Below are 26386 nucleotides of genomic sequence, written 5' to 3'. Positions count from 1 at the left end.
CCTTTCGAGTGGCATTATAAATTAAATATAATCTGAAAGCAAAAGCCACACGATACAATCGTGCGGTAGCAGGGAATTTCGGAGATTTTTATTTTTAAAGGGATTGTTTTTATCTCCTAATTACTGTTCTATTAGAAATATTTTCGTCATAGTTGCTTATAAAAATATCAATTTTTGATTCATCCAGCTTTCCATCGATAATAACTTCATTTTTTAATAGTAATTTGAGAGCTTTTCTTGTATCACCACCAGAAATTTCAAGATTTTTACCAACTGTTAAAAATCTAATTATAACATAATCGTCAGAAAGTTCCATATGTGTTCCGCCATCGTTAGAGATTAGAGATAGAAATGGTTTATTTGAGTCAAGAGGAGATATGTCATATCCAACAGCGCCAAATGTACCGATCTTTTCTATATTAAATGACTCTTTACCATCTATTAATGCTTTGCTTTTTTTGAATTTAACATCTTGGGCAAAAGAAATTAATGGTAGAATAAGTGCAAAGAAAATGTTGTGTTTTTTCATAATTTAAATTTTTTAACGGCCAAATATATGAATTTCATAAGAATATAAAAACCGCTCTACAAAAGTAGAGCGGTTAGTATATTAAATTTGTCTTAGCGACACGCTGTTACATCATTCCTGGCATTCCGCCACCCATTTATTTTTGCGCAAAGTAGTGAGACTTTAAACGCGGTTAATTTTTTACATATAGCTTTTTTGTAATTTGAGTTAGTGTAATTCAGTTGTTAATAGTTGTAATTTTGAGACTATTGTTGATTTTTTCAATTAAATGAATTAAGTTATTTCTATATTCTATATATTCTTTTCTGCTAACAGTCCAATTTTCCATTAGCTTTTCTCCTGGGTGAGAGATATTGTTTTTGTTTCGCATATCAAAAAACTTCAGTGAGAAATTTATATATTCAATTGAAAAATTAAGACTATCTAGAAAATCTGTAATATTATGTTGATTATAATATTTTAATTCTCCATTAAAATTTTTATCAGATATTGAACAGTAAAAATGATAAATATTTAATAAATGATTGAATGCAACATTATACTTACCATCAATTTCAGCTAGATTTAATAGTTTTATTTGTTGAACTAATATGTCGTGCGTTTTTAAGATTTTATCTGGAATTGGAAAGTCAACAATATTTATATCAAATGTATTATTGTTTGTTATAGATGCTTTGATTAATTTATAATAACTATTTTTTGAACTAATACTATTAAATTTTCTTTTTTCATTTGAACTCAAATTGTTGTGAAGTATAAACTTCTCTAGTAAATAGTAATACTGAGGTGTATCATATTTATTAATATTTGTAATTAAAAAATTAAAAATCTCCTTGTTTTTTGATGTATTACTCATTAAAAAATATAAAGCCTGAGGATTTACTAGGTTAATTAAATGAATCCAATCTTTAAATGCTTTTTCTAATTTAGCAATAGCTAAATTTGACTTCAAAAATTGTTTGAAATTTTTCTTAAAAATTTCGTTTAATTTATTGTTATCCTCAATTGTTAGATAAGTGCTCCCTTTCTTTTTGTATTTCTTTTTTAGATCTTCTATTATTTTTAATACCTCTTCTAATTTTTCCTGAGGAGATACGTCTTCTTTTAATGATTCAGGAATACTTATAACCTTCTCTTTTTTTATGAAATCTTCTAGATCAGAATCATTACAAATAATTAGATTTTGAGTCTTTAGGTTATTGATTTTTAAGTTTAACTTCGAAGAAAGAAATTGTGTTATTTGACTAGATAAGTTAAATATATCTGTACCAATATATTGATTTGATTTACCTTTATTTTCTTTGTAAATAATATAAAAATCATCAACATATCTTGAATATAAAAAATCTTTTGTATTTAGAAATTCACTGTTTTGAATAAAATTGTCTAACTCGTATAAGTAAATATAGCTCAAAAAATTTGAAATTAAATTCTGTGAGAATAGAGGAACTCCAATTTTATCTTTATTTATAAAAGTAAAAATATTTTTGATTTCATCTTTTGTATTTTCATCAAATTTTAATTTTTTAGTTTTTGTATTTGTAGAATATTTACTTAATATTTTTAAAAGAATATCAAAATCAATAGTTTTAAAATAATCCTGTATATCTAGCTTAATTATGACAGCTTTCTTATTCTCTGAGATTATTTTTTCAATTTTATCATTTACAGAATTATTGAATTCAACATAATCCGTAAAATAATTTAGATTCGATTTTAGCGGGTTGTCAAAATCTATTTCACAGCCATAAAAGGTGAAAATATTATTTCTTTTCTTTTTTTTATCCTCAATAGTTTTAAAACAGGTTGATACTAAATCAAAACAATAAAATCCTAGAGCATAATAAAGGATAAGGTTTTCAAAACTTAAATAATTAAATGTTCTAACACCAATGATTCCTTTAGGTATTAGGTATTCTAAATTAAAAAAAAAGTTTTGCTTATTGTAGAATATGTCTTTTTCTATGTAATTCTCATAATAATGATCTAAGTTAAAATTTTTTATAGATTTGTTTTTTCTGTAGATTAATAGCTCTAAAGTTTTACCAGAGTTACTATCATCATCTATTTGGGCTGAAATAAGTTTTAAAGCTTTCTCAAAATATATTTTCTTTAAATAATACCCAGTGTTAAAATTATTCATGGATCGGTTATTAGTGTTATTTAAATCTACAAATTATAGTAATGCAAACTAATAACTTTTTTAATGATTTTTACGTATACCATCAAATATAGTTAGTTGTTTGATAATTGATTTTTTCTAAATTATGATATTATAACAATATTGCTTTACGGTAAACCATAATTCAAACAAAAAACCGCCCTACAAAAGCAGAACGGTTTATATATTAAATTGTCTCAGCGACACGCTGTTACATCATTCCTGGCATTCCACCGCCCATTGGCATAGCTGGTTCAGCGCTCTTCACTTCAGTGATAACACATTCAGTAGTAAGAAGCATTCCAGAAACAGAAGCTGCGTTTTCAAGGGCAACTCTTGTTACTTTAGTTGGGTCAATGATTCCTGCTTCAAGCATGTGAACATACTCGTCAGTTTTCGCGTTGTATCCGAAGTCTCCTGATCCTTCTGCTACTTTAGCAACGATTACAGAACCTTCACCACCTGCGTTGGCAACGATTTGTCTTAATGGCTCTTCGATAGCTCTCTTAACGATTTTGATCCCTGTTGTTTCATCAGCGTTAGATCCTGAAAGATTGTCAAGTGCAGAGATGGCTCTTACTAAAGCAACACCACCACCGGCAACGATACCTTCTTCAACAGCTGCTCTTGTAGCGTGTAGGGCATCATCTACTCTGTCTTTTTTCTCTTTCATTTCTACTTCAGAAGCAGCACCTACGTAAAGTACAGCAACACCACCAGCTAACTTAGCTAGTCTTTCCTGAAGTTTTTCTCTGTCGTAGTCAGAAGTTGTAGTTTCCATCTGAGCTTTGATCTGAGCTACTCTTCCTTTGATTTTCGCTTCGTCACCACCACCGTTTACAACTGTAGTGTTGTCTTTGTCGATCGTTACTTTCTCAGCAGTTCCAAGCATATCTAAAGAGATGTTTTCCATTGTGAAACCTTGCTCTTCAGAGATTACCTGTCCACCTGTAAGGATTGCGATATCTTCTAGCATTGCTTTTCTTCTGTCTCCGAATCCTGGAGCTTTTACAGCAGCAATTTTAAGAGAACCTCTTAGTTTGTTGACTACCAAAGTAGCTAAAGCTTCCCCTTCAACTTCTTCAGAGATAATTAATAGAGACTTACCACCTTGTGCAATTGGCTCAAGAACCGGTAACAATTCTTTCATTGAAGAGATTTTCTTCTCTACTAAAAGGATATACGGGTTTTCTAGTTCAGCTAACATTTTCTCAGGATTCGTCACGAAGTAAGGTGACTGGTATCCTCTGTCGAACTGCATACCTTCTACAACGTCTACGGTTGTATCAGTACCTTTAGCTTCTTCTACTGTGATTACTCCTTCTTTACCTACTTTTCCGAACGCTTCAGCGATTAAAGAACCGATAGTATCATCGTTGTTAGCAGAGATAGAAGCAACCTGCTTGATTTTTTCTGAAGAATCTCCAACCTCCTGAGATTGAGATTTAAGGTTTTCCACAACAGCCGTTACTGCTTTGTCGATCCCTCTTTTAAGATCCATAGGGTTAGCACCAGCCGCTACGTTCTTAAGACCTTCTCTTACGATAGCTTGTGCCAATACAGTAGCGGTAGTAGTACCATCTCCTGCGATATCGTTGGTTTTGGAAGCCACTTCTTTTACCATCTGAGCTCCCATGTTTTCTACCTTATCTTCAAGTTCGATTTCTTTTGCTACAGAAACACCATCCTTAGTTACGTGTGGAGCACCGAAAGATTTTTCGATTACTACGTTTCTCCCTTTAGGACCTAAAGTTACTTTTACTGCATTAGCTAATGCATCAACCCCTCTTTTTAGAGCGTCTCTTGATTCAATATCGAATTTTATTTCTTTTGCCATTTTTGATTAGATATTAGATGTTAGATGTCAGATATTAGACAACTAACAAAAGTTTTTTTAATTTGATTTTTAATCTGAAATCTGATGTCTGTGATCTGAAATCTTAGCCAATAATTCCCAATAAATCAGCTTCTCTTACGATCAAATAATCTTTACCTTCCAACTTCAATTCAGAACCTGAATATTTACCATAAAGTACTTTGTCACCTACCTGAACCGTTGTAGGCTCGTCTTTTTTACCAGGACCTACTGCTACTACAGTACCTTCTTGCGGCTTTTCCTTTGCAGTGTCCGGGATAATGATTCCTGAAGCTGTTTTAGTTTCTGCTGCGATTGGCTCTACCAGAACTCTGTCTGCCAATGGTTTAAAGTTTACTGACATAATATATTTAATTTTTTAATTATTTCTGTGTTGTAATTCTCTAAATGTATGCCATGAGACGCTGATGGCTGAAATGGCAGGTTTTTATTTCCGAATGTGAAAATTTGGCAGAAAAATTATTTTTTGCGGGCAGGAAATCCCAAAAGATAACTGGTTGCTACCGGTACTACAAACAACAGAACGGTAATGGCGGAAACTAAAATTTCCATGGTATGGCTGCCTAAGAAATGAGCGAATGCCGTAGCAGGGTAGAAGTGCTCGTATAAGGACAGACTTAATTTAATTCCTAAAATGGCAATTACAATAAAAGCTGCCGTTTCCAGGAAAGGAAATACCTGCATCAAACGGACAAACCACTGCGCAATAAATCTCATGGCTAAAATTCCTATAAAAACACCCAGTGTGATTAAAAGTAAATTGTCTGAAAACGCTACGGCAGCAAAGACATTATCTATAGAAAAAGCAAGATCCATCACTTCCACAATAGCAACCGTTGCCCAGAATTGACCTAGCAATCCGATGGAATTTTTATACAGCCAGCTGGATTCTTTCTTCGGGCTTTCCTCAGGATTTTCTTCATCATTTGTGTTTTTAATTTTTTTGATGAACCAGTCAAAGGAAATATAAATCAGATAGAATCCTCCCAGTGGTTTCAGCCACCAGACGGAAATGAGTACGGAGGCGAAAATAAGAGCAAGCCCGCGAAATACATAAGCTCCAAGAATCCCATATTTCAGGGCTTTTTTTCTTTGATGTTCGGGCAGGTCCATGACGATTGTAGCCAGTACTGCTGCATTGTCTACAGAAAGAAGGCTTTCGATCAGAATAAGATTGCCGATAATAGCAATGGATTTTGCCGGGTTTTCTACGATGTCATTGAAAAGGTGTGTAAAATCAGGAAATATCATTTTTTAAGGGAATAGAATTTTGATTAAGTTTTGAAATAATGGCAGCCGAAACTGAAATGCCAATGAAATTGGTAACCGATCTGGCTTCGTTCATAAAGCGGTCTATGCTATATAAAAGCGCAAGATCCGTGGTGGGAATTTTTCCAAACCTGCTTAGGGTAAACATCAGCGCAAGGAAGCCTGATCCTGGAACCCCGGAAGCTGTTTTGGAAGCAATGGAAATCGTTATAAAAAGCCAGAAATAATCCATTGGCGCAAGGGAAATATTGTAAAGCTGGACGAGGAAAATACATGAAATAGAAAGATAAATGCATGCTCCTGCCAGATTAAAATTGTACCCAAGAGGAATAATAAGACGAAGAATTTTCCGGTCATAGCCTTGTGATTCCATTTTATCAAAAATCATTGGGAAGGCAGTTTTTGAAGAAGAAGTGGCCACTACAAGAATGATTTCTTCTTTGATGCTGATCAGAAAATCCCAAAGATTAATTTTAAAGTAAGCTGTTATAACACCTAATATACCAAAAATGAAGAATACACTGGTAAGATATACTGTAGCGACAATTTTACTTAATGGCAGTAAAGTATTAATTCCATATACCGAAATGCCATAAGCGATGTTGCAGAAAATGACTATTGGCAGAAACAGGTACACATATTTGATGAGCCTGAAAAACAGATTTCTTCCTGCGTCTAAAGCTTTAAAGATGTTATTTCTCTTCTTCGAAATACCAATCACAACTCCCGCAGATATGGATATGAAAAGAAAAAGTACATAGTTGCTGATATGCAGTGGGTTGCTGGCCGTTGTTAAAAATCTTTCCGGAAGTGCCTTGTGCGAAGAAATAATAATTCCCGTGTTGGCTCCCGGCTTTAAAAGAAGGCCGGACCCGATTCCCAATACAATGCTTATGGAAGTGATGATTAAAAAATACAGAACCATCTGGATTACAATTTTAAAAGCATTTTTAGTGCTGAAAATATAGCTTACGCCATAGGTCACCGCAATGAAAATAACAGGAATGATCAACACTTCAAGAAGCATAAAAAAGTAACTGCTTACCTTTTCCAGCTGTTTACCGACTTCCGGAAAATAATAACCCGTTAATGCGCCACAGATAATAGCTGTGAAAACATACAGGGTAAGGTTTCTTAAATACGAGTCTGTAAATGTTTTTTGCTTAACAGTTTTCATCATTCACTTTTTTATAGATAATAAGATTACGAAATTCAAAGATATAACCTTATATAATACCAAGAACCAATGCACTCAGCAACATGATGACTGATGATCCCAAGGCCCACTTTAATGTATATTTCAAATGATCTGAAAACTCCACACCCGCCAGCGATACCAACAGATAAGTAGACGGAACCAATGGACTCAGAAGGTGAGAACCCTGCCCGATAAGACTTGCTCTTCCCAATATTTCCGGTGAAATTCCCAATTGGTGACCGGTAGCAACGATAATAGGCAATATTCCAAAGTAGTAGGCATCATTAGACAGGAAAAAAGTAAACGGGATACTGAATAAGGCTGTCACAATATTCATATAACCGCCCCAGCTCTTAGGAACTATTTCTATCATACTGTTTCCCATTGCCTGCATAATACCCGATCCGTTCAGGATTCCCGTAAAAATTCCGGCCCCAAAGATCATTCCGGCCACTGATAGGGCATTTCCTGCATGTTTGGAAATTATTTTCTGCTGGTCTTTTAATTTTGGATAATTGATGATGGAAGCGATACAGAAAGCAATCATAAAGGCAATCCCTAAAGGAACAATATCAAGAATCATGACTACCAAAAGGGTGATCGTAAGGGCAAGATTGATCAGGATCAGTTTCGGGCGGCGGAGTGAAGGATCTGCTTCGCCAATAATATCATTGCTGTTGTAGCGTGTAAACTTACCATGTTTTGCAATTCGTATTTTTTCTCTTCTGCCCAAAATATAGGCAACAAATATAACCCACAGAATCCCTATAGCCATAATAGGAATCATAGGCACAAATATTTCAGTGTGGCCAAGCTTCAGGGAACTCATTACCCTTGCTGTTGGTCCTCCCCAGGGAAGAATATTCATAATCTGCCCGGCAAGCATAATAATACAGGTAAGAATCAACGGATTCATCCCTTGTTTTTTATACAACGGAAGCATAGCAGCCACGACAATTAAATAGGTGGATGAACCATCACCATCCAATGAAACCAATGCTGTAAGAACAGCAGTTCCTATTGTTGTTTTGATGGGATTGTCTCCAACTGCTTTTAAAATTATATTCACTAACGGTTCAAAAAGTCCCGTGTCTATCATTAAACTGAAATAAAGGATCGCAAAGATCAGCATAACACCGGTCAGAGCTATTTCTTTGACACCGTTTTTCATCATGTCTCCCAACTGAGGACCAAAGCCTGCAAAAAGGGCTATGGTTACCGGCACAATGACCAAAGCGGTGAGAGGAGTCATCTTTTTGTTCATGATGAGAATCATGAAGATGAAAATCATTAAAAAACCAAGAAATGTTAGCATAGTTATCTATAAATATTAATGAGGTTATTGTTGTTTCTTTTTTCTCCAGTCAAAACTGTTTCTGAAGCCTATAAATCCGTAGTTACTTGTTTTTCCGGTTTCCATCTGATTGATAAAGGCCAGTTCCAGAGCAGAATTTTTTCCCACTTTTATTCCAAGGCCTGCGGTAATACGATTACTGTCGAAAGGCTCTGTTTTATCCACATTCATTCTTATTTCATTTTTAAGAATACCATAGAGTTTTTCTTTTTCTCCTTTTTTGTTGAAGGGAATACGGACAGAGATCAGATACCGGAGTCTTACCTCAAATTCATCGGGATTGCTGAGGAAACGTTCTTCCACTCTAAGGCGGTTAGAGATGGAGGTTCTCCCGATGAAATACTCCGCAGTTACCTGCTGGAAAGGTCTTTTTTCATATCTTATCTTTTTAGAATCGTCGGCATTATAAGATTCGAGGATCAGAAACATTGCTCCTGCTGCAGGTCTAATATTTTCAGCTACTTCATAATCTACATAGGCATTTACCAGAAAAAGTCTTGTATCATAAGCCAGATCGAAGGAACGGTACTGGGTAAGTGCAGTTAAAGTACTTTTATCGGTAAGCTTTGCCGACATCAGGTACTGAAACCACATATTGTAATTATCTTTACTCTGACTATAAAGTCCGTTGAATAAACATAATGATAAAATAAGAGTTAATTTTATATTGATTTTCATATAATATTGGGTTAATATTGTACTTTTTCAAATATATTTATTAGAAAGAGCGGCTCTGGAATTTTTCAATCAATGACAGTTTTTCTCAACGAACTGCATTTTGAGGCAAAAAGATATTTATATTTGAGGCGTTTCAAAATAAGGTATGGACTATGTTTTTAATCATTAATTTTATTATTATATTATTGATTATCAGAATTTTATTTAGTGGTAAGATTCTGGAAAGTCTTATGAAATACCGTTGGAAATTTTTGTTGAGGTTTCAGCACATTTTTTTCCTTTTTATCTTCATTTTGATGACTTATTTCACCGAAAACTACTTCCTGGATTCAAATCAGTTGGTGATAAGTATTATTTTGAACACCATTTTCAATGTGGGAATTTACTATCTGGTGTACTATTATCTGGTTCCCCGGTTCTATTTGTCCAATAAATACCCGGAGTTTATTCTCTATGCTTTAATTCTTTTTTTAGGGTCAAGTCTTTTCAGGATATTGTGGGAGCCTGCAGTTTTCCAGATGGATTTCAGCAGAGAAGGTTACCATGTCGGGTTTCTGTATAATGTTTACATTTCACAGGGAATTATCATTCTGGTGGGTTCTTTTTTGGGAATTACCAAAGACAAATTTTTAATAGAACAGGATGTGATCAGCCTTGGAGAAGAAAAAGATCAGCTTTATCTTGATTTGCTGAAGTCTAAACTGAACCCTCATTTTTTGCTGAATACCCTTAATAATATATATGCCAACAGTTTTACCCATTCAGAGAAAACATCTGATTCTATTTTGCAGTTGAGCAAGCTTTTGAAATATATTATTTATGACAGCGGGAAAGAAAAAGTAACCGTTTCTCAGGAATTTTCTTCCCTGAAGGCACTTGCTGCTTTGTATCAGCTTAAATATAATAATCAGCTGGATATTGTTATGGATATTGAAGATCAGGAAGAATTTGACATTGCGGAAATCCCGTCTGCTATACTTCTTACTTTGTTTGAAAACGCTTTAAAACATTCAGCAATTGGAGAAGATGCTCACGCCTTTATAAAATTATTCTGTTATATTGAGCGCTCTGAACTGTATTTTGAAATTATAAATTCTGTCGGGAAAGAGAGAACTCTTGTCGCTGAATCTGATTATCACGGATTGGGTAATGAAGCAATTATTCATATATTGGAAAAATTTTATCCGGATCAGTATGAGTTTTATTCCGGCCCGAAAGAAAATGATCAATATAAAATAGCTTTAACAATTACTATCAATGGCTAATCTGACTATCGTAAATGTAGATGATGAATATCCTGCATTGCAGCTTGTAAAACAATATTGCGATCAGCTTGAAGAGGTTGAACTGCTGGCTTCATTTCAGAAACCGGAAGAAGCACTGGCATTTCTGAAAACCAATAAAGTAGATCTTGTTGTTTTCGATATCAATATGCCTGGTATTAATGGAGTAGAGCTTTTGCAGCAGCTTCCTGATCCGCCGCTATGTATTTTTCTTACGCTGGAAACAAAATATGCAGTGAAAGCCTTTGAGCTGGATGTTGTTCATTACCTTATCAAACCTGTGGATTTTGATACCTTTAAAAAAGCAGTCCATAAAGCAAGGGATTTTGTTCAGTTTAAAAGCTCAGCCAGCAGTCAGCAGCAGGAAGACTTTATTATGTTCAAATCCAATTATGTGATGAATAAAGTTTTTCTAAAAGATATTCTCTGGATACAGGGATTCGGAGAATATATTGTCCTGATGACGCCGTTGAAAAAGTATATGATTCTGGAGAGAATGTCCAATTTTGAAGAGAAGTTTCAACATTTCGGTTTTATCAGAATTCACAAGTCTTATATTGTGTTATCAGAACATATCAATTCGTATAATTCCAGCCATGTTTTTTTGAAAAACGGCGATGAGCTTCCGTTAGGGAGAACTTATAAAAAGAATGTAAAAGAACATTTAAGTTAAAAAATAAAGCCGGAATATTTCCAGCTTTATCTTAAATTGTTATCTAAGGATTGGAACTATGGGCAATATTGTCCCGGTCCGATCCACAGGATACATTGTCCTTTGTAATTGTACTCACAGCAAATACGTCCTGCTGCTCCGCCATTGACTGATTTCTGAGCATCTCTGCTTAATAATTTAGCGTTTTTCATAGTTAATAATATTTTGGTTTGTATATCCCTGAACATTTAAAGTCAATCAGGATTTTGACATTTGGTGTAAAAGAAGTGAATCAAAGATAGTATTTTTCTTTATTGTGTGATATATTATAGTTGATTTTTTTATAATAAAATTTTGATTATCAGGTTGTAAGTAAAATATATGATAAGAAAAAAGATAAAGCCGGAAATTTCCGGCTTTATAAAAATTGTTATCAGATGACAGAACTAAGGACAGTTTTGTCCAGGTCCGATCCATAAAGTACATTTTCCGTTGTCGTCGCGTTCGCAGCATACGAGTCTGGCAGCAAGCCCGCCATTGATGGTTTTCTGAGCATCTCTGCTTAGTAATTTGGCATTTTTCATAAGTAATATTTTGTTTTTTTTGAACCCTGAGCATTTATTGTCAATCAGGTTTTTGACATTTGGTGTTATGGTGATTCAAATATAAAACTTTTTAAGTCAGGTTGTTATATTTTTTATAGACGAAAGAAAGGTGTTGGTATTGTAAGGTAGTTCAATGGATGAATGAACTTGGGATGAAAAGGTTTAAACAAAAAAATACTTCATATTAAAAAGGTTATAAGAAGTATTCTTTGCCCTTTTAATATGAAGTAGTGCTGTATTACTTAAAAGTTACAACCTTTTGATTTTAACTTTTTCCTGCGGCCTGCATTGGATTAACCTTTCCGGTTGAACCTCCTCTTACAGAACCTCTTCCCTGTTTTTGTTTGAAAAGTTGGAATTTTGAAGTTTCAGTACCCGTTCCGGTGCTGCTCCAGAAATTATTGGTTGTATCAATATCAGCAGTTTCTCTCATTGGATCCAGCTGAATAGATTTTAATTTCTTATCAAAATAATACGTCTTGGAAACTTTTTGTTCATTCAGTCTCCAGATCTGTGCTGCAGATTTGTCATATACTTTTGATCCGTCTTCAAACGTGAATTCAAGAATGATTGGCATTACCAGACCACCTTTGTTCACAAAATCGATCTGATATCCTGTAATATTTTTGAATTTCTCTTTATCCTTTGCATCTAAAGGAAGACCTGCCTCTGTTTTGATGGTGTATTGCTTATTATTATCAATCTTTTCCTGACCTCTGTCATATTTGTAATAGAAATCCTGAACATCTTTATCACCATCTACATAGAATTTGATATTCTTATCTTCTCTGTTTCTGATTTTTGAAAGATCCTCAAAACTGTTTACCAATGGTTTTTCAACCTGATATTGTACTTCAGCAGCAGCTTTTGGATCACTCTCAAGATTAGGAACAGCAACCGTTACTTTATCAATAGCAATATCTACAGGATCTGTACCGTAGAACCAGCCTCTCCAGAACCAGTCAAGGTCTTCACCACTGGCATCTTCCATGGTACGGAATAAATCTGCGGGTTCAGGATGCTTGAATGCCCATCTTTTGGCATAGGTTTTAAATGCTTTGTCGAAAAGTTCCCTTCCCATGATTGTTTCACGAAGAATATTCAGTCCTGTAGCAGGTTTTGAATAGGCGTTCGGACCATACTGAACAATATTTTCAGAGTTACTCATGATAGGTTCCAGCTGATCTTTCGGAAGTTTCATATAATCTACGATCGTCCATGCCGGTCCTCTTTTGGATGGGAATTTATTATCCCACTTTTCTTCTGTAAGATATTCTGTGAAGGTATTCAGGCCTTCGTCCATCCATGCCCATTGTCTTTCATCAGAATTGATGATCATTGGGAAGAAGTTGTGTCCAACTTCATGAATAATTACTCCAAGCATTCCGTTTTTGGTTCCTTCAGAATAGGTTCCGTCTTTTTCGGTTCTGCCAAAATTGAAACAGATCATCGGGTATTCCATTCCATTGGCTGCTTCTACGGATTGTGCTACAGGATATGGATAAGGAATCGTAAATTCTGAATACGTTTTAATGGTATGAGCTACCGCTTTTGTAGAAAACTTTCTGTAAAGGCCGTAAGATTCTTTCGGATAGAAACTCATAGCCATTACTTTATTGTTGTTTTCAGGAATCGTTACACGCATTCCGTCCCAGACAAACTTTCTGGAAGAAGTCCATGCAAAATCACGAACATCTTTCGCTTCGAAAACCCATGTTTTTCTTTGTTTTGAATGATTTTTCTCCGCTTTTTTAGCTTCGTCTAACGTTACAATTTCTATAGGTTCAGAAGCATTTTCTGCTTTTCTGTATCTTGAAAGCTGATCAGAAGTTAATACCTGATCATAATTTTTACATTCTCCTGTTCCGCCAACAATATGATCGGCAGGTACATTCATGGAAACCTTAAAGTCTCCAAAGACCAAGGCAAATTCACCTCTTCCTGTAAACTGGTGGTTTTGCCAGCCCTGGAAGTCACTATACACGCACATTCTTGGGTACCATTGTGCCATAGTATACAGGTCATTGCCATCTTCAGGGAAGTTTTCAAAACCTCCTCGGCCTCCCATTTTAATTCTGTCAGAGATATTGTAATTCCAGTCTACTTTGAAAACGAATTTCTCTCCCTTTTTCAAAACTTTTGGAAGATCAATACGCATCATCGTTTTGTTCACCGTATACTTCAATGGATTCCCTGAAGCATCTGTTACTTTTTCAAGACTTACACCATAACCGTTATCTTTTACAGGAAGTTCAGAAACTTTAAGCTGCTGGTCCGTAGTGGAAGAACGAAGTACAGATGAAGTGTCATATCCTGCATTTCTGATGCTTGAGTGTTCGTTTTCATCAAGCTGCAGCCAGATATAATCCAACTCATCGGGAGAATTATTGTAGTAAGTCACCGTTTCTGAACCTTTCAGATTTCTTTTATCTTCATCCAGATAAGCAGTGATGTTGTAATCGGCTCTGTTCTGCCAGTATCCGTGACCGGGAGCTCCTGAAGCTGTTCTGTAGATGTTGGGTGTTGGCAGAATAGTTCCCAGCTGCTCAAACTTATTGCCGTGATTGCTGCCCGGGTTATTCTGAATATTTTGTGCGGTGAAACCTGTATATGCAAATACAGAAAGTGAAAGTATAACAACTTTTAGTTTCATAACCGAAATGATTTTTTAATGATCAAAGATAGTAATTACCTGTTGAATTAATGAGAATATTTAACTTTTAAAAAGGAATTCTTTCCAAAGTCATTTTTAAGGATAAAGCAAATACTCCGGAAGAAACAAAGAGTATCCAGTCTTTTTTATTCACTTTAAAAAGATTGAGTGAAATGAACAGGATGATTAAAATCGCAGCAACAATTACAATCTGGCCAAGCTCCAAACCAATATTAAACCCAAGGAGAGGTAACGCAATACTTTGGCTTTTAGCAATCATTACTCTTGCTGTGTTGGCGAATCCCATTCCATGAACCAGGCCGAAGATCAGTGCAAGATAATAATTAGCCCGCATCAAAGTCTGTTTCTGATTTTTCATGATAATATTATCCATGGAAGTAAGAACAATCGTTAAAGGAATTAAAAACTCCACCCAGTCAGAAGGAACTCTGAAAACATCCAGAATGCTTAAAGCTAAGGTAATAGAATGCCCGATTGTAAATGCGGTAACAAGAATCAGGATTTTTTTCCAGTCACTGTAAGAGTACACAGCTATCAAAGCTAAAACAAAAAGCTGGTGATCCAGTGCATCCAGAGAAATAATATGTTCCCATCCAAGGTTTAAATAAAAAATGAAATCCTGCATTTTGATTAAAAAATTTTATATTTTGAATATATTGTTAAAATATTGTTGATTTTATTATTTGATTTAATTTTTACACTTAATCTTTATTGATATTTTGCATTATTTATGTTTTAAATAAAAATTGTATAATTGTATTGCTTAAAAATGAAATATGGATATCAAAAAATTATTTTTTACAAATGTAAACATTTCACGTGGAGGAGCGAAGCTTCTTAGAAATGCTACAGCAGCCTTTTTGGGATTGTATTCCTACGCTTTTTACGGGCAGGTACAGAAACTGGATTCACGGTTTGATCTTTTATTGAAAAATAAAGAAAGTATTGCTAACGGAAGAGCTATAAAAGAACTGGAACGTCCTGATATGAAACTTGACCAGCACCTGGTGGTGACTTCAAAAGGAGCACAGACTATGTATTCATGTATAGTTTATACTAAAGAGCCTGAAAAATTAAAAGCAGACGGATTTCTTATACAAAGCCAATTTCCTGCTTTTTCCACAGCTTTGGTTACCATTGAAGATATTGAAAAACTGACTCAGCTTCCGTATGTAACCTCTGTAATGGGACCGGAGTTTGATGCACTTCATAATGATGTGAGCCGAGCTCAGTCCGGAGCAAGTCTTTTGCAGGATGGTGTTTTCAATAACACAGCTTATAATGGAACAGGAGTGTTGGTAGGAATTTATGACAGTGGAATAGACTGGAAACATCCGGATTTCAGAAAAGCTGATGATCAGACCAAGAGCAGAATTGTTTCCATTTGGGATCAGACTTTAACTGCCCAGGCGGGAGAAACTGCCCCGGTAGGGTTTGCTACTGGCGTAGAATATACGAAAGCACAGATCGAAGATGAACTGGATGGGACACCCACGGGGTTTGTTCGTGAAAATGATACCAACGGCCATGGAACCCATGTTTCAGGTACAGCAGCTGGAAATGGTTCTGCTTTTACCGATAAAAGACATAAAGGATTTTCATCGGATGCAGATATTGTTTTTGTGAAAGGAGGAAACGGATCTTTTCCTACAACAAATACCATTAATGCTTTAACCTATTTTAAAAATGTGGCAACGGCACTTAATAAACCTATTGTTGTCAATATGAGTATTGGTGGCCAGAGTAGTGCTCATGATGGAACTTCAAGCCATGAAGTAGCGGTTAATAGCTTTACCACTTCAGGAGCGGGAAGAGTTGTTGTGATTTCAGCAGGTAATGATTACGGAGCTAATCTTCACAGAAAAGTTGATATTGCAGCCGGTGCGGCACAGACATATAACTTTACTGTAGCAAGCAACACTTCCGCAGCTTCAGTATTCTCATTCATTATGTATGCCAATGACAATACTCCCGTTACTGCAAAATTAACCACTCCGGACGGACAGCAGTATACGCAGAATATCAGTACAAACACCGCTCATACTATATTAGGAGGAGGTCTTACCGCAACTATGTATAATTATTGGAGTAACGACAACAATAAAAGATATGTACAGTTGGTAGTGACCAGAACCTCCGGAACCACCAATGTCCAAGGGAATTATTCATTGGAAATTACCAACAACGGAACCCAGCAGATCACAGCCCACGGCTGGCTGTATAGTCAGGGAGTGCAAACCACCTTACAAAACGGAGATAATGAATATATTGTAGGAAGCCCGGGGAATGCTTCCAACGCCATCACGGTAGCTTCTTATATGGGAAGACCAAGTTGGTATAGTACGGGAGCTTATTCTACCACAACCCCACAGGAATCTATCTCTTCATTCAGTTCACAGGGACCAAGAGTGGATGGGGTTCAAAAGCCGGATATCGCAGGTTCAGGCCAGAATGTTATTTCATCAAGATCCAGCAATTCTGCTCCCGCAGCAACAGACATTATTTCAGGCACCAATTATTACGTGAAAAACCAGGGGACAAGTATGTCTTCACCGGGAGTAGCTGGAGCAGTAGGGTTATTACTGCAGGCTAATCCTTCATTGACGGCAGCACAGGTGAAAGCCCGTCTTACAGCTAATGCAAGAATGGATGGTGCCACCGGTGTCGTTCCGAATATGAGATGGGGATATGGTAAATTGGATATCTATAAAGCTGTTACTGATGAAATAGGATGTGTGAAATCCAATTTTGAAACAGTAAGTTACGATGAGCCATACATTGTAGCCAATACAGAATTTAATTATTATTTTGATAATATGGCTCTTGCGGTAAGATATACGCCTACATTAACAGGGAAACTTGGAGGGTTCTCATTTGTATCAGGATCTTCAATTCCTTCAGATATCCCGGTGGATATTCAGATCAGAAAGGTAGATGCTAACGGAAATCCCGGGGATATTATTGCTACTAAAACCATTACTTCATGGCTTAATAATATTCAGAGATATACCTGGAATTACATCAATCTTTCAGATTTGAATGTACAGATGGTAACCGGAAAAGAATTTTATATTGTTGTTAATGGATTAGGAGGAAGAATTGCCATGAAAGCAGAGAATGCTGTACTGAATAGCAGATCTAAAACTTCTACTGACGGTACTACATGGACTTCCAGAACATTTGATCTTAAAATGAGAGCGGTAATCTATGAAAATGTTGCTGAAGTAAAGAATTTAGCAACTTCTAACCAGACGAAAACCAGTACGGTGGCGAATGGCTATAACTACTTTACAAATTCCTGCCAGCTTATCTCAAGGCTAGAAAAAGAAACAGCCAGTACAGTAACAGGAAATGTAACCTCAAAAGTATGGGTAGATAATGCACAGCCAAATTATGTTGCAAGAAGATATGAAATCAATTCAGATGCAAATACTACTACGGCTACCGGAAAAGTAACTTTATATTTCAAGCAGAGTGATTTTGATGCTTATAATCTGACTAATGGAGTGAAATTACCTACTTCACCCACTGATGTTGCTAACAAAGCCAATCTTCTTATTGAAAAATATAGCGGAACAAGTACTACAGGAACCGTAGCTTCTTTTGGAGGAACCGCCACAGTTATTACTCCTGATATAGCAGATATTATCTGGAATGATACCTACCAATACTGGGAAGTGAGTTTTCAGACGACTGGTTTTGGCGGATATTTTGTTAAAACAGGAACAACATTAGGAACAGCGGATGTTAAAATAAATTCAGAAGTGAACATCACTCCGAATCCTGCAAAAGATTTTGTAAACGTGTCGTTAGGCAGATATTCTAAAGGTGCAGTAAGTGTTTATGATGTTTCTGGGAAACTGATTAAAACCGTTAATGTAGATAAGAACTCCGGTAGAATTGATGTTTCAGAATTTGTAAGAGGAACATACCTGTTTACCATTACATTGGAGGATAACACAAAAATCACAAAAAAAGTAATGAAGCAATAAATCTTCATCTATGATATTCAATGAAAAGCAGCAGTTTTTATAATTGCTGCTTTTTTTATATTTGCTGTAAAATAAAATTCATGTCGGGTAAGTTTTTTTGGGGATTACTTTTTTTGATGACGATTATTTCTCAGAGCTTTGTGAGCAGTGATGCGGTTCATCCATACCATGTAGGATCTGTTGAAATTAATTATAATTCAAAATCCAGAACCTTTGAAGTAACCGGAAGATTCTTTCTTGATGACATGGAAAATGGCCTGGGGAAAAAATATGGAGGTGCTTTTCATTTTAATGACGAAAAATATAAGGCGAAACTGAATGATGCCCTGCAGAAATACTGTTCAGAATATTTCAGGCTAAAGGCTGATAATAAATTTTTAAAAGTAAATTATATCGGTTATGAAGAAGATCAGGAATCTGTAGATATCTTTCTTGAGTCAGAACCTGTAGCTACTCCTAAAAAAGTAGAAACTGCCGTAAGTTTTCTGTATAATCTTTTTGATGATCAGATCAATATTGTTCATATTATTGTAAACGGACAAAGAAACAGTGAAAAACTTACCTATCCTAACCGCTATCTGTATAAACAGTTCTGAGAATATTAATTTTCCAGCTGAAGCAACGTATTAATTCCTTTTGCGTGGGCCAGCAGATCAGGAAAAAAATCATCGTAACACTGCTGAAGATGATCTTTGTTCTTTAAAAAAGCTTCAAAAACGGGAATATCCTTATCGAGGTACTTTGCTTTATTCAAAACATTCTGAATGCTGAATTTAATTCCCCAGTCTTCACGGTAATTATAAAGCCAGTCATCATGCTCCATTTTTACAAGCATCTTTTTGAAATTTTCAGGAAGCCATTGTTCATAGGCATTTAAAACACGATAAACTTTAAGGGAATGCGCTTTCCATTCCGGAAGAGAATTCAGAGAAAGATCCTTGGCTACAAAATGATCCATCGAGACATCTACAAACGCACCTGCATACAGCCTTACCAAAGGAGCGAATACCTTTTTGGCTTCATGCATGGCAGGATGAGAATCAGTGTAAGTATCAATAGCTCTGTGCAGGGTAATTCCGTCCTGAATTTCCTTCGGGAAAGAAAAACGATCTCTGTTGCGGATGAAATCTTCGAGAAATTGCCCCACGATCTGCCCGTCAGTAAAAGAAAGAAAAGAATGAGCCAGATAATTCATAATTTAAAGGTATGAATTAAATGTGGATAGTGAAAGGTGAAAAGTGAATTCGCTTCGCTTGTGAATTTTTTATCGTGATATTAATTGACTATTGACTTGCGAAGCAAAATTGACCATTCACTCTAGAACAGTCTCTCATGAAAATCTTCAATTTTACTCACTTCTTCAATCTTGATTCCAAATTTTCTTTTCGGGATTTTATTAAGATTGGATACAAATATTTTCTCATACCCCAATTTTTCAGCCTCAGTAATTCTCTGCTCAATCTGTGCTACCGGACGAATTTCGCCACTTAATCCGATTTCTCCGGCAAAACAGTAATGTTCAGAAATAGCAATATCTTCATTGGAGGAAAGAACAGAAGCAATGACCGCCAGATCCAGTGCCGGATCATCTGTTTTTATTCCTCCGGTAATATTTAGGAAGACGTCTTTTGCTCCCAACTGAAAACCAGCTCTTTTTTCCAGTACGGCCAAAAGCATATTCAGCCTTTTGGAATCAAAACCGGTGCTGCTTCTTTGAGGAGTACCATAAACGGCAGTACTTACCAATGCCTGTATTTCAAGAAGCATCGGCCTGTTTCCTTCCAGAGTTACCGCAACAGAGTTCCCTGAAAGTTCCTCAAATTTTTTGGTAATCAATATTTCAGAAGGGTTTTTAATCTCTTTTAATCCCTGTGAGATCATTTCATAAATTCCAATTTCGGAGGTAGAACCAAAACGGTTTTTATTAGCTCTCAATAATCTGAACAGATGATTTCGGTCTCCATCAAAATTCAGAACAACATCTACCATGTGCTCCAGTACTTTTGGTCCGGCAATTTGGCCGTCTTTGGTAATATGTCCTACAAGAAAGACAGGCGTATTGTTTTCTTTGGCATATTTGATGATCTCATTGGAGCATTCCCGGATTTGGGATACGGTTCCCGGGGAACTTTCTATCAATTGAGACTGCAGCGTTTGAATGGAATCAATGATCATGAAATCCGGCTCCAGTTTTTTTGCCTCATGAAGAATTTTTTCCAATGATGTTTCTGTGAAAAGGAAACAGTTCGGATTTTGAATATCCGTAAGTCTGTCTGCTCTCATTTTGATCTGAGAAGCACTTTCTTCACCAGAAACATAGAAAACTTTTTTCTTCATTTTCAAAGCAAGCTGAAGCAGAAGGGTAGATTTTCCGATGCCCGGTTCGCCACCAATCAAAGTTACAGACCCCAAAACGATGCCGCCTCCTAAAACACGGTTCAGTTCTTCAGAAGGGGTTTTTATCCTAGGTTCTTCGCTGGTTTCTACTTCAACAATATTGATAACATGTTGTTTCGTTTTTGAAAAGGGAGGAGTTTTATGAGAAGGTTTCTCTACAACCTCTTCTACTAAAGTGTTCCATTCTCCACAGTTTTTACATTGTCCCAGCCATTGAGGATACTGGGTTCCGCAGTTTTGACAGAAATATGCTGTTTTCAGTTTTGCCATACTGCGAAGTTATAAAAAAGCATTTTTTTTTCAGAATGTAAATGGGTTTAATATAAAAAAACTAATACGTCTGCGATAGAAATATCTTTCATATCTTAGCCTGATTCAATTAAAATATTAATGTAAAATATCATTACAATGAAAAAAGTATTTTTATCTTTCGTGTTTGTGCTGTTAAGTGTTGTAGCTTTTGCACAGGGAACCTGGCAGGTAGACCAGATGCATTCATCGGTTAACTTTAGTATCAAGCATATGGGGATTAGTTTTGTACAGGGAAGGTTTGATAAATTTGACGGAAAAGCAGCCACTGGTGGTGCTAATCTGGATAATGCTGATTTAAACTTTTCTATCAGTGTTCCTAGTATTAATACCGGAGTGGATATGAGGGACAGACATCTTATCAGCGAAGAGTTTTTCGATGTTGCCAAATACCCTACGATTGAATTTAAGAGCTCTTCCGTTACAAAAGATAAAAACAATAACTATATCGTTAAAGGGAAACTAACCATGAAGGGAGTAGAGAAAGAAATCACTGCTCCGGTTACATTGGGTGGGATTACAAAAAATAAAGATGGAAAAGAGGTCATGGGAATTCAGACAAAATTTACAGTAAACCGTCTGGATTATGGAATCAAATATGACCCATCAGGAGCAGGTATCGCGAAAGATGTTGAGGTAACTGCTTATTTTGAGCTTGTAAAGCAATAATATTTCAACGTATAAAATATAAAAGGTTTTCCATGTGAGTGGAAAACCTTTTTTGCTGATAGATGAAAATCCTTTTGGTTATAGCTTTGTTTCATTTGTTTATATCAATCTTAATAAAAATTTTTATCTGGTTTTATAGTTGTTTGAGGGATGTTTTATCATTTTCAAAATGTAAAAGATTGCTTTGTATTTCTTTTTCCCCTAACTTTGCACAAACCTAATCTAATGAGTAAAAAGAATACAAAGTACATCTTTGTGACAGGAGGTGTAACTTCATCTTTGGGAAAGGGAATCGTTTCTGCTTCTCTGGGACTTCTACTAAAATCACGCGGCTTTAATGTAACGATCCAAAAATTAGATCCTTATATCAATATCGACCCAGGAACTTTGAATCCTTATGAGCACGGAGAGTGTTATGTGACTGAAGATGGTGCAGAGACGGATCTGGATTTAGGCCACTATGAGCGTTACCTTGATGCTCCTACATCCCAAAACAATAACGTTACTACAGGAAAAATTTACCAGACTGTAATTGAAAAAGAAAGAAAAGGAGACTTCCTTGGAAAAACAGTTCAGGTAATTCCTCATATTACTAACGAAATCAAACGTAGAATTAAAATCCTTTCAAAACAGAACTACGATATCATTATTACTGAGATCGGAGGAACTGTAGGGGATATCGAATCTTTGCCATACATTGAAACTGTTCGTCAGTTGAAGTGGGAATTGGGAGAGAGCAATTCTATGGTGATTCACCTTACTTTACTGCCTTACCTGGCTTCAAGTGGAGAATTGAAAACAAAACCATCCCAGCATTCCGTTCGTCAGTTGATGGAAAGCGGAATTATGGCTGATGTTTTGGTTTGTAGAACAGAACATAAAATTCCTAAAGATCAGAGAGCAAAATTAGCTCAGTTCTGTAACGTTCCTTTAGATAACGTTATCGAATGTAAAGATCTTGAAACGATTTATGAAGTTCCAATGTATCTTCAGAAGCAGAATTTCGATGATGTAGTTCTGAAAGAGCTGGATCTGAAAAGTGATAAAGATGCTGATCTTAAAGACTGGAAGAGTTTCCTTAAAAAATTCCAGAATCCTAAGAAAACTGTTGAAATTGCATTGGTTGGAAAATATGTTTCCCTTCAGGATTCTTATATCTCTATTGCTGAAGCATTCAAACATGCAGGTGCTGACCTTGAAACTGAAGTAAAAGTAAGATGGGTATACAGTGGAGATATTACGGAAGAAAATATCAAAGATACACTGAAAGGTGTGAATGGTATTCTTGTAGCTCCAGGTTTTGGAGACAGAGGAATTGAAGGAAAAGTTCTTACTGCAAAATATGCAAGAGAAAATAAAATTCCAATGTTGGGAATCTGTTTAGGAATGCAGATTATGACGATTGAATTTGCAAGAAATGTTTTAGGACATACCAAAGCAAACTCTATGGAATTTGATACCGCTACTCCTGATCCTGTAATTTCTTTGATGGAAGAACAGAAAAATGTAGTAGATAAAGGAGGAACAATGCGTCTTGGAGCATGGAAGTGCTCATTGAAAAACGGTTCTAAATTATACGATATCTACGGAAACAAAAATATCTCTGAAAGACACCGTCACCGTTATGAATTCAATAGTGATTATCTTCAGGAATTTGAAAAGAATGGTTTCCTTGCTACAGGTACCAACCCTGAAACAGGTTTGGTAGAAGCGCTGGAACTACCTGATCATCCATTCTATGTGGGAGTTCAGTATCACCCGGAATATAAGAGTACGGTAGCAACACCGCATCCGCTATTCAGAGCTTTCATCAAAGCTTGCGAAAAGAAATAAGGTAAAATTTTATCATAAACGTCTACCCATAAACTCAGGCTGATTATTCTCAGCTTGAGTTTATTATATAGTAACAACGTAAAGCATAGAGTTTTGATAAAAAAACAGTATTTTTGTCAGCTCAAATTATGTACACCCGTACGTACATTTTAAATTTAAAATTTTAATATAAAATAAAATGCAACAAAACAACGGAATCGATAAGAAGCAAATGATTAGTTTCGCGGTTTTATGCCTTGTTCTCTTCGGTTTTATGTTCTATTTCCAGAACAAACAAACAAAAGAAGCGGAGTTGAAAGCTCAGGAGCAGAAAACGGAACAGGCAAAAAATGCCGTAAAGCAAACTCAGGCAAGCAATATCAATCCAAATGTAACTCCTAATGCAATCCAGACAGCAAGTCTTGGAAATAACGAATTAAAACTTGAATTTTCAAGCTTAGGAGGACAGGTTTCCAAAGTAGAACTTTTAAATTATAAAGCCTACAACCACAAAACAGACAATGCAGATCAGCCGCTTTATCTGATCACTAAGAATAACTCAAACTACGGTTTTCAGTTTAAAGATAAAACAGGAAAAATCGTTAATACTAAAGATTTAGTTTTCTCACCAGCTGTTAATGGAAATGCGGTAACCTTAACTGCAGATTACAATGGTGCTGTCATTCAATTCATTTACACGCTATTACCCAAATATACTCTGGATTTTAAAGTAAGAACTCAGGGGCTTTCTAAAATTACTTCTGATAATAAAGCAGATTTTATCTGGGATTATAATGTAAGAAATCTGGAAAAAGGTAGAGCTCAGGAGCAGTCTCACTCAGAATTTTCTTATGCTTTCAATAATTATAAAGATTATGATTATGATGGTAGAACCACAATGGAGGAAGAAAAAGAAACCCTTAACTGGATTGGTGTAAAGCAGCAGTTTTTCTCTTCAGTCATTGAAGCTAAAAACGGATTTACCCAAAGTAAAGGAAACCAGGAAAATGTTGAAGAAGGAGAATATCTGAAGAAATTTAACTACGAAGGTTTCGTTCAAATGACCGGAAGTGAGCTGAACCAGGATTTCACATGGTATTTTATGCCATTGGATTTACCATTACTAAAATCTTATGATAAGAATTTTGATGAAATTCTTCCTTTAGGCTGGTCATTTATCGGAGCAATGAACCGTTATTTCTTCATGTGGTTATACAGCATTATTGCTGCATGGGGATTATCAGCAGGTTGGGTGATTTTTGTAATGACGATCATTGTGAAGCTGATCCTTTCACCAATTATGTATAAGCAGCACAAGCTAAGTGCAATGATGAAGGTAATTCGTCCTGAAATTGATGAGGTAAATGCGAAGTTCAAGGATGCAGATCCGATGAAGAAGCAGCAGGCAACGATGGAAGTGTACAGAAAAGCAGGAGTGAATCAGATGGCGGGATGTTTACCGGCGTTAGTTCAGATTCCAATCTTCTATGCTTTATTCCGTTTTTTCCCGAACTTTATTGATCTTAGAGGCCAAGGGTTCTGGTTTGCCAAAGATTTGACAGCGTATGATGATTTGATCAAGCTTCCGTTTAAAGTTCCTTTCCTTGGAGACCACTTAAGTATTTTCGCTTTAGCCTGTACAGTTGTTATTTTAATATATACTGTTATGACTTCAGGAAATATGCAGCAGCCTCAGCAGGAAGGAATGCCAAATATGAAGGTATTAATGTATATCTTCCCGATTACATTCCTGTTCTTCCTTAATACTTCGGCTTCAGGACTTTCATGGTATTATTTTGTATCGAATGCGATTAACATCCTAATCATCCTTGTTATTAAATATTTGATCCTGGATGAAAAGAAAATCCATGCCCAGATTCAGTCTAATAAGGAAAAACCGAAAGCAGAGGGAAAATTCCAGAAGAGAATGAGAGAAATGATGGAGAAGGCTCAGGAGCAGCAAAAAGCTCAGGAACAACAAAGAAATAAGAAAAAATAATTCTTAACTATAAGCTAAAAAAGAGAAGCAATTTTAATAAATGCTTCTCTTTTTTTATTTGAAATTTATTTAGAATAATTTTAAATTCTCAATCAGTGGATGAAAATTTAATAATTGAAAAATCATTTACTTTTAATCATATTTCAGTCTGAAAGACTGTCTGTGATATCGGGTCGGTCCATGTTTAATAAGCGCTTCCTGATGTTTTTTTGTGGCATAGCCAAAATTGGTGTCCCAACCATATTCAGGATGTTCTTGATGAAGTTGAATCATCAACTTGTCTCTATAATTTTTGGCAAGAATAGAGGCTGCAGCAATAGATAAAACCTTGGAGTCCCCTTTGATAATGCATTGATGCGGGATGTAGTTATAAGGATGAAATTTATTTCCATCCACCAAAATAAGCTCAGGAGTTATTGTCAGTTGATCCAAAGCACGGTGCATTGCATGAATACTTGCATTAAGAATATTATGTTCGTCAATAAAGGAAGGTGGTAATTCTGCGATAGCATAGTTTTTCACATTATCTTTGATGTAACTATCCAGTTCCATACGCGTTTTGAACGTTAATTTTTTGGAATCATTCACCAGGTTTTGTTTGAAATCATCATCTAAAATTACCGCTGCAGCTACCACCGGACCACTTAAACATCCTCTTCCTACTTCATCACATCCGGCCTCAATATAAAGATTTGACCAGTTTTTTATTAGCTCCATGAATTGTATCTATACTGCAAAAATATAAATTTTAGAGGAAAGTATTTTATGCAATTTATAATTATCATTATTTCAGTTATTATTTATTTCTATTCGGATTCTGGTAATTAAATATGTTATTTTCTCAATTTCTGGATGATTTATTCTGTTTTTGTGGTAGGAAATATTCTATGTATTGCATTGTATTTTGACTTTTTTTTTTTTTTTTAACT

22 protein-coding genes are annotated in these 26386 nt (G+C 35.6%); 7 read left to right on the top strand and 15 right to left on the bottom strand.

Annotated features, from left to right (window positions below; all coding sequences use genetic code 11):
* Positions 1–109: 109 nt before the first annotated feature.
* From RHP76_RS11310 to RHP76_RS11275, 8 genes are all read right to left on the bottom strand, one after another.
* Positions 110–529: a hypothetical protein gene (locus tag RHP76_RS11310; protein WP_311230208.1), complete on the bottom strand. Its 420-nt coding sequence runs from the start codon at positions 527–529 to the stop codon at positions 110–112.
* A gap of 217 nt (positions 530–746) precedes the next feature.
* Positions 747–2672: an RNA-dependent RNA polymerase family protein gene (locus tag RHP76_RS11305; RefSeq protein ID WP_311230207.1), complete on the bottom strand. Its 1926-nt coding sequence runs from the start codon at positions 2670–2672 to the stop codon at positions 747–749.
* A gap of 229 nt (positions 2673–2901) precedes the next feature.
* Entirely contained in the window at positions 2902–4527 is a 1626-nt protein-coding gene (gene groL, locus RHP76_RS11300; RefSeq protein ID WP_062675889.1) for a chaperonin GroEL, read from the bottom strand.
* 103 nt (positions 4528–4630) lie between these two features.
* On the bottom strand, positions 4631–4909 hold the full coding sequence (gene groES, locus RHP76_RS11295; RefSeq protein ID WP_002976538.1) for a co-chaperone GroES: 279 nt from the start codon (positions 4907–4909) through the stop codon (positions 4631–4633).
* 116 nt (positions 4910–5025) lie between these two features.
* Positions 5026–5817: a MeeY/MeeF family manganese export membrane protein gene (locus RHP76_RS11290; protein WP_311230206.1), complete on the bottom strand. Its 792-nt coding sequence runs from the start codon at positions 5815–5817 to the stop codon at positions 5026–5028.
* A complete protein-coding gene (locus RHP76_RS11285; protein ID WP_311230205.1) occupies positions 5804–7015 on the bottom strand; it encodes a cation:dicarboxylate symporter family transporter in 1212 nt (403 codons plus the stop codon). The genes RHP76_RS11290 and RHP76_RS11285 overlap by 14 nt, the downstream gene beginning before the upstream one ends.
* Before the next feature lie 46 nt (positions 7016–7061).
* The gene (locus RHP76_RS11280) at positions 7062–8324 is read right to left on the bottom strand and encodes a CitMHS family transporter (RefSeq protein WP_311230204.1); all 1263 of its coding nucleotides are present in this window, start codon (positions 8322–8324) and stop codon (positions 7062–7064) included.
* A 48-nt stretch (positions 8325–8372) separates the two neighbouring features.
* Positions 8373–9065 carry a DUF2490 domain-containing protein gene (locus tag RHP76_RS11275; RefSeq protein WP_062675893.1) on the bottom strand — a complete coding sequence of 231 codons (693 nt, stop codon included), beginning with the start codon at positions 9063–9065 and terminating at the stop codon, positions 8373–8375.
* Positions 9066–9361: 296 nt separating this feature from the next.
* Between RHP76_RS11275 and RHP76_RS11270 the strand changes: the two genes are divergently transcribed.
* Positions 9362–10330, top strand: a complete 969-nt coding sequence (locus tag RHP76_RS11270) for a sensor histidine kinase (RefSeq protein ID WP_288441124.1) — start codon at positions 9362–9364, stop codon at positions 10328–10330.
* Positions 10323–11021 (top strand): LytR/AlgR family response regulator transcription factor, encoded by a 699-nt coding sequence (locus tag RHP76_RS11265; RefSeq protein WP_311230203.1) that lies wholly within the window; start codon positions 10323–10325, stop codon positions 11019–11021. The genes RHP76_RS11270 and RHP76_RS11265 overlap by 8 nt, the downstream gene beginning before the upstream one ends.
* Positions 11022–11077: 56 nt before the next feature.
* On the opposite strand, the gene RHP76_RS11260 is transcribed toward RHP76_RS11265, so the two are convergent.
* From RHP76_RS11260 to RHP76_RS11245, 4 genes are all read right to left on the bottom strand, one after another.
* Complete coding sequence (locus RHP76_RS11260) at positions 11078–11212, bottom strand: hypothetical protein (RefSeq protein WP_262486832.1); 135 nt, start codon at positions 11210–11212, stop codon at positions 11078–11080.
* A 234-nt stretch (positions 11213–11446) separates the two neighbouring features.
* Positions 11447–11584 (bottom strand): hypothetical protein, encoded by a 138-nt coding sequence (locus RHP76_RS11255; RefSeq protein WP_167348788.1) that lies wholly within the window; start codon positions 11582–11584, stop codon positions 11447–11449.
* 286 nt (positions 11585–11870) lie between these two features.
* Positions 11871–14258 carry a M1 family metallopeptidase gene (locus tag RHP76_RS11250; RefSeq protein ID WP_277695538.1) on the bottom strand — a complete coding sequence of 796 codons (2388 nt, stop codon included), beginning with the start codon at positions 14256–14258 and terminating at the stop codon, positions 11871–11873.
* Between the two features lie 67 nt (positions 14259–14325).
* The gene (locus RHP76_RS11245; protein WP_120232843.1) at positions 14326–14904 is read right to left on the bottom strand and encodes a HupE/UreJ family protein; all 579 of its coding nucleotides are present in this window, start codon (positions 14902–14904) and stop codon (positions 14326–14328) included.
* A 151-nt stretch (positions 14905–15055) separates the two neighbouring features.
* On the opposite strand from RHP76_RS11245, the gene RHP76_RS11240 reads away from it, so the two are divergent.
* Together RHP76_RS11240 and RHP76_RS11235 are read left to right on the top strand one after the other, a co-directional pair.
* Positions 15056–18271 (top strand): S8 family serine peptidase, encoded by a 3216-nt coding sequence (locus tag RHP76_RS11240; protein WP_311230202.1) that lies wholly within the window; start codon positions 15056–15058, stop codon positions 18269–18271.
* Between the two features lie 80 nt (positions 18272–18351).
* Positions 18352–18867, top strand: coding sequence for a DUF6702 family protein (locus RHP76_RS11235; RefSeq protein WP_311230201.1), 516 nt, complete (start codon positions 18352–18354; stop codon positions 18865–18867).
* A gap of 5 nt (positions 18868–18872) precedes the next feature.
* Here the strand turns inward: RHP76_RS11235 and RHP76_RS11230 are convergent, their stop codons facing one another.
* Positions 18873–19466 carry an acyl carrier protein phosphodiesterase gene (locus RHP76_RS11230; RefSeq protein WP_311230200.1) on the bottom strand — a complete coding sequence of 198 codons (594 nt, stop codon included), beginning with the start codon at positions 19464–19466 and terminating at the stop codon, positions 18873–18875.
* Positions 19467–19588: 122 nt separating this feature from the next.
* Entirely contained in the window at positions 19589–20938 is a 1350-nt protein-coding gene (gene radA, locus RHP76_RS11225; protein ID WP_062675900.1) for a DNA repair protein RadA, read from the bottom strand.
* 138 nt (positions 20939–21076) lie between these two features.
* Here radA and RHP76_RS11220 point away from each other — a divergent pair, with 138 nt between their 5' ends.
* From RHP76_RS11220 to yidC, 3 genes are all read left to right on the top strand, one after another.
* Positions 21077–21646, top strand: a complete 570-nt coding sequence (locus tag RHP76_RS11220; RefSeq protein WP_120232846.1) for a YceI family protein — start codon at positions 21077–21079, stop codon at positions 21644–21646.
* A gap of 225 nt (positions 21647–21871) precedes the next feature.
* A complete protein-coding gene (locus tag RHP76_RS11215) occupies positions 21872–23479 on the top strand; it encodes a CTP synthase (RefSeq protein WP_110008139.1) in 1608 nt (535 codons plus the stop codon).
* A gap of 178 nt (positions 23480–23657) precedes the next feature.
* Positions 23658–25457 carry a membrane protein insertase YidC gene (yidC, locus tag RHP76_RS11210; protein ID WP_062675903.1) on the top strand — a complete coding sequence of 600 codons (1800 nt, stop codon included), beginning with the start codon at positions 23658–23660 and terminating at the stop codon, positions 25455–25457.
* A gap of 132 nt (positions 25458–25589) precedes the next feature.
* On the opposite strand, the gene RHP76_RS11205 is transcribed toward yidC, so the two are convergent.
* Positions 25590–26174, bottom strand: coding sequence for a ribonuclease HII (locus RHP76_RS11205; RefSeq protein ID WP_120232847.1), 585 nt, complete (start codon positions 26172–26174; stop codon positions 25590–25592).
* Positions 26175–26386: the final 212 nt, after the last annotated feature.

Source organism: Chryseobacterium sp. SG20098 (genome assembly GCF_031844745.1).
Classification (GTDB): domain Bacteria; phylum Bacteroidota; class Bacteroidia; order Flavobacteriales; family Weeksellaceae; genus Chryseobacterium; species Chryseobacterium cucumeris.
This window is presented reverse-complemented; position numbering and strand designations above follow the sequence as displayed.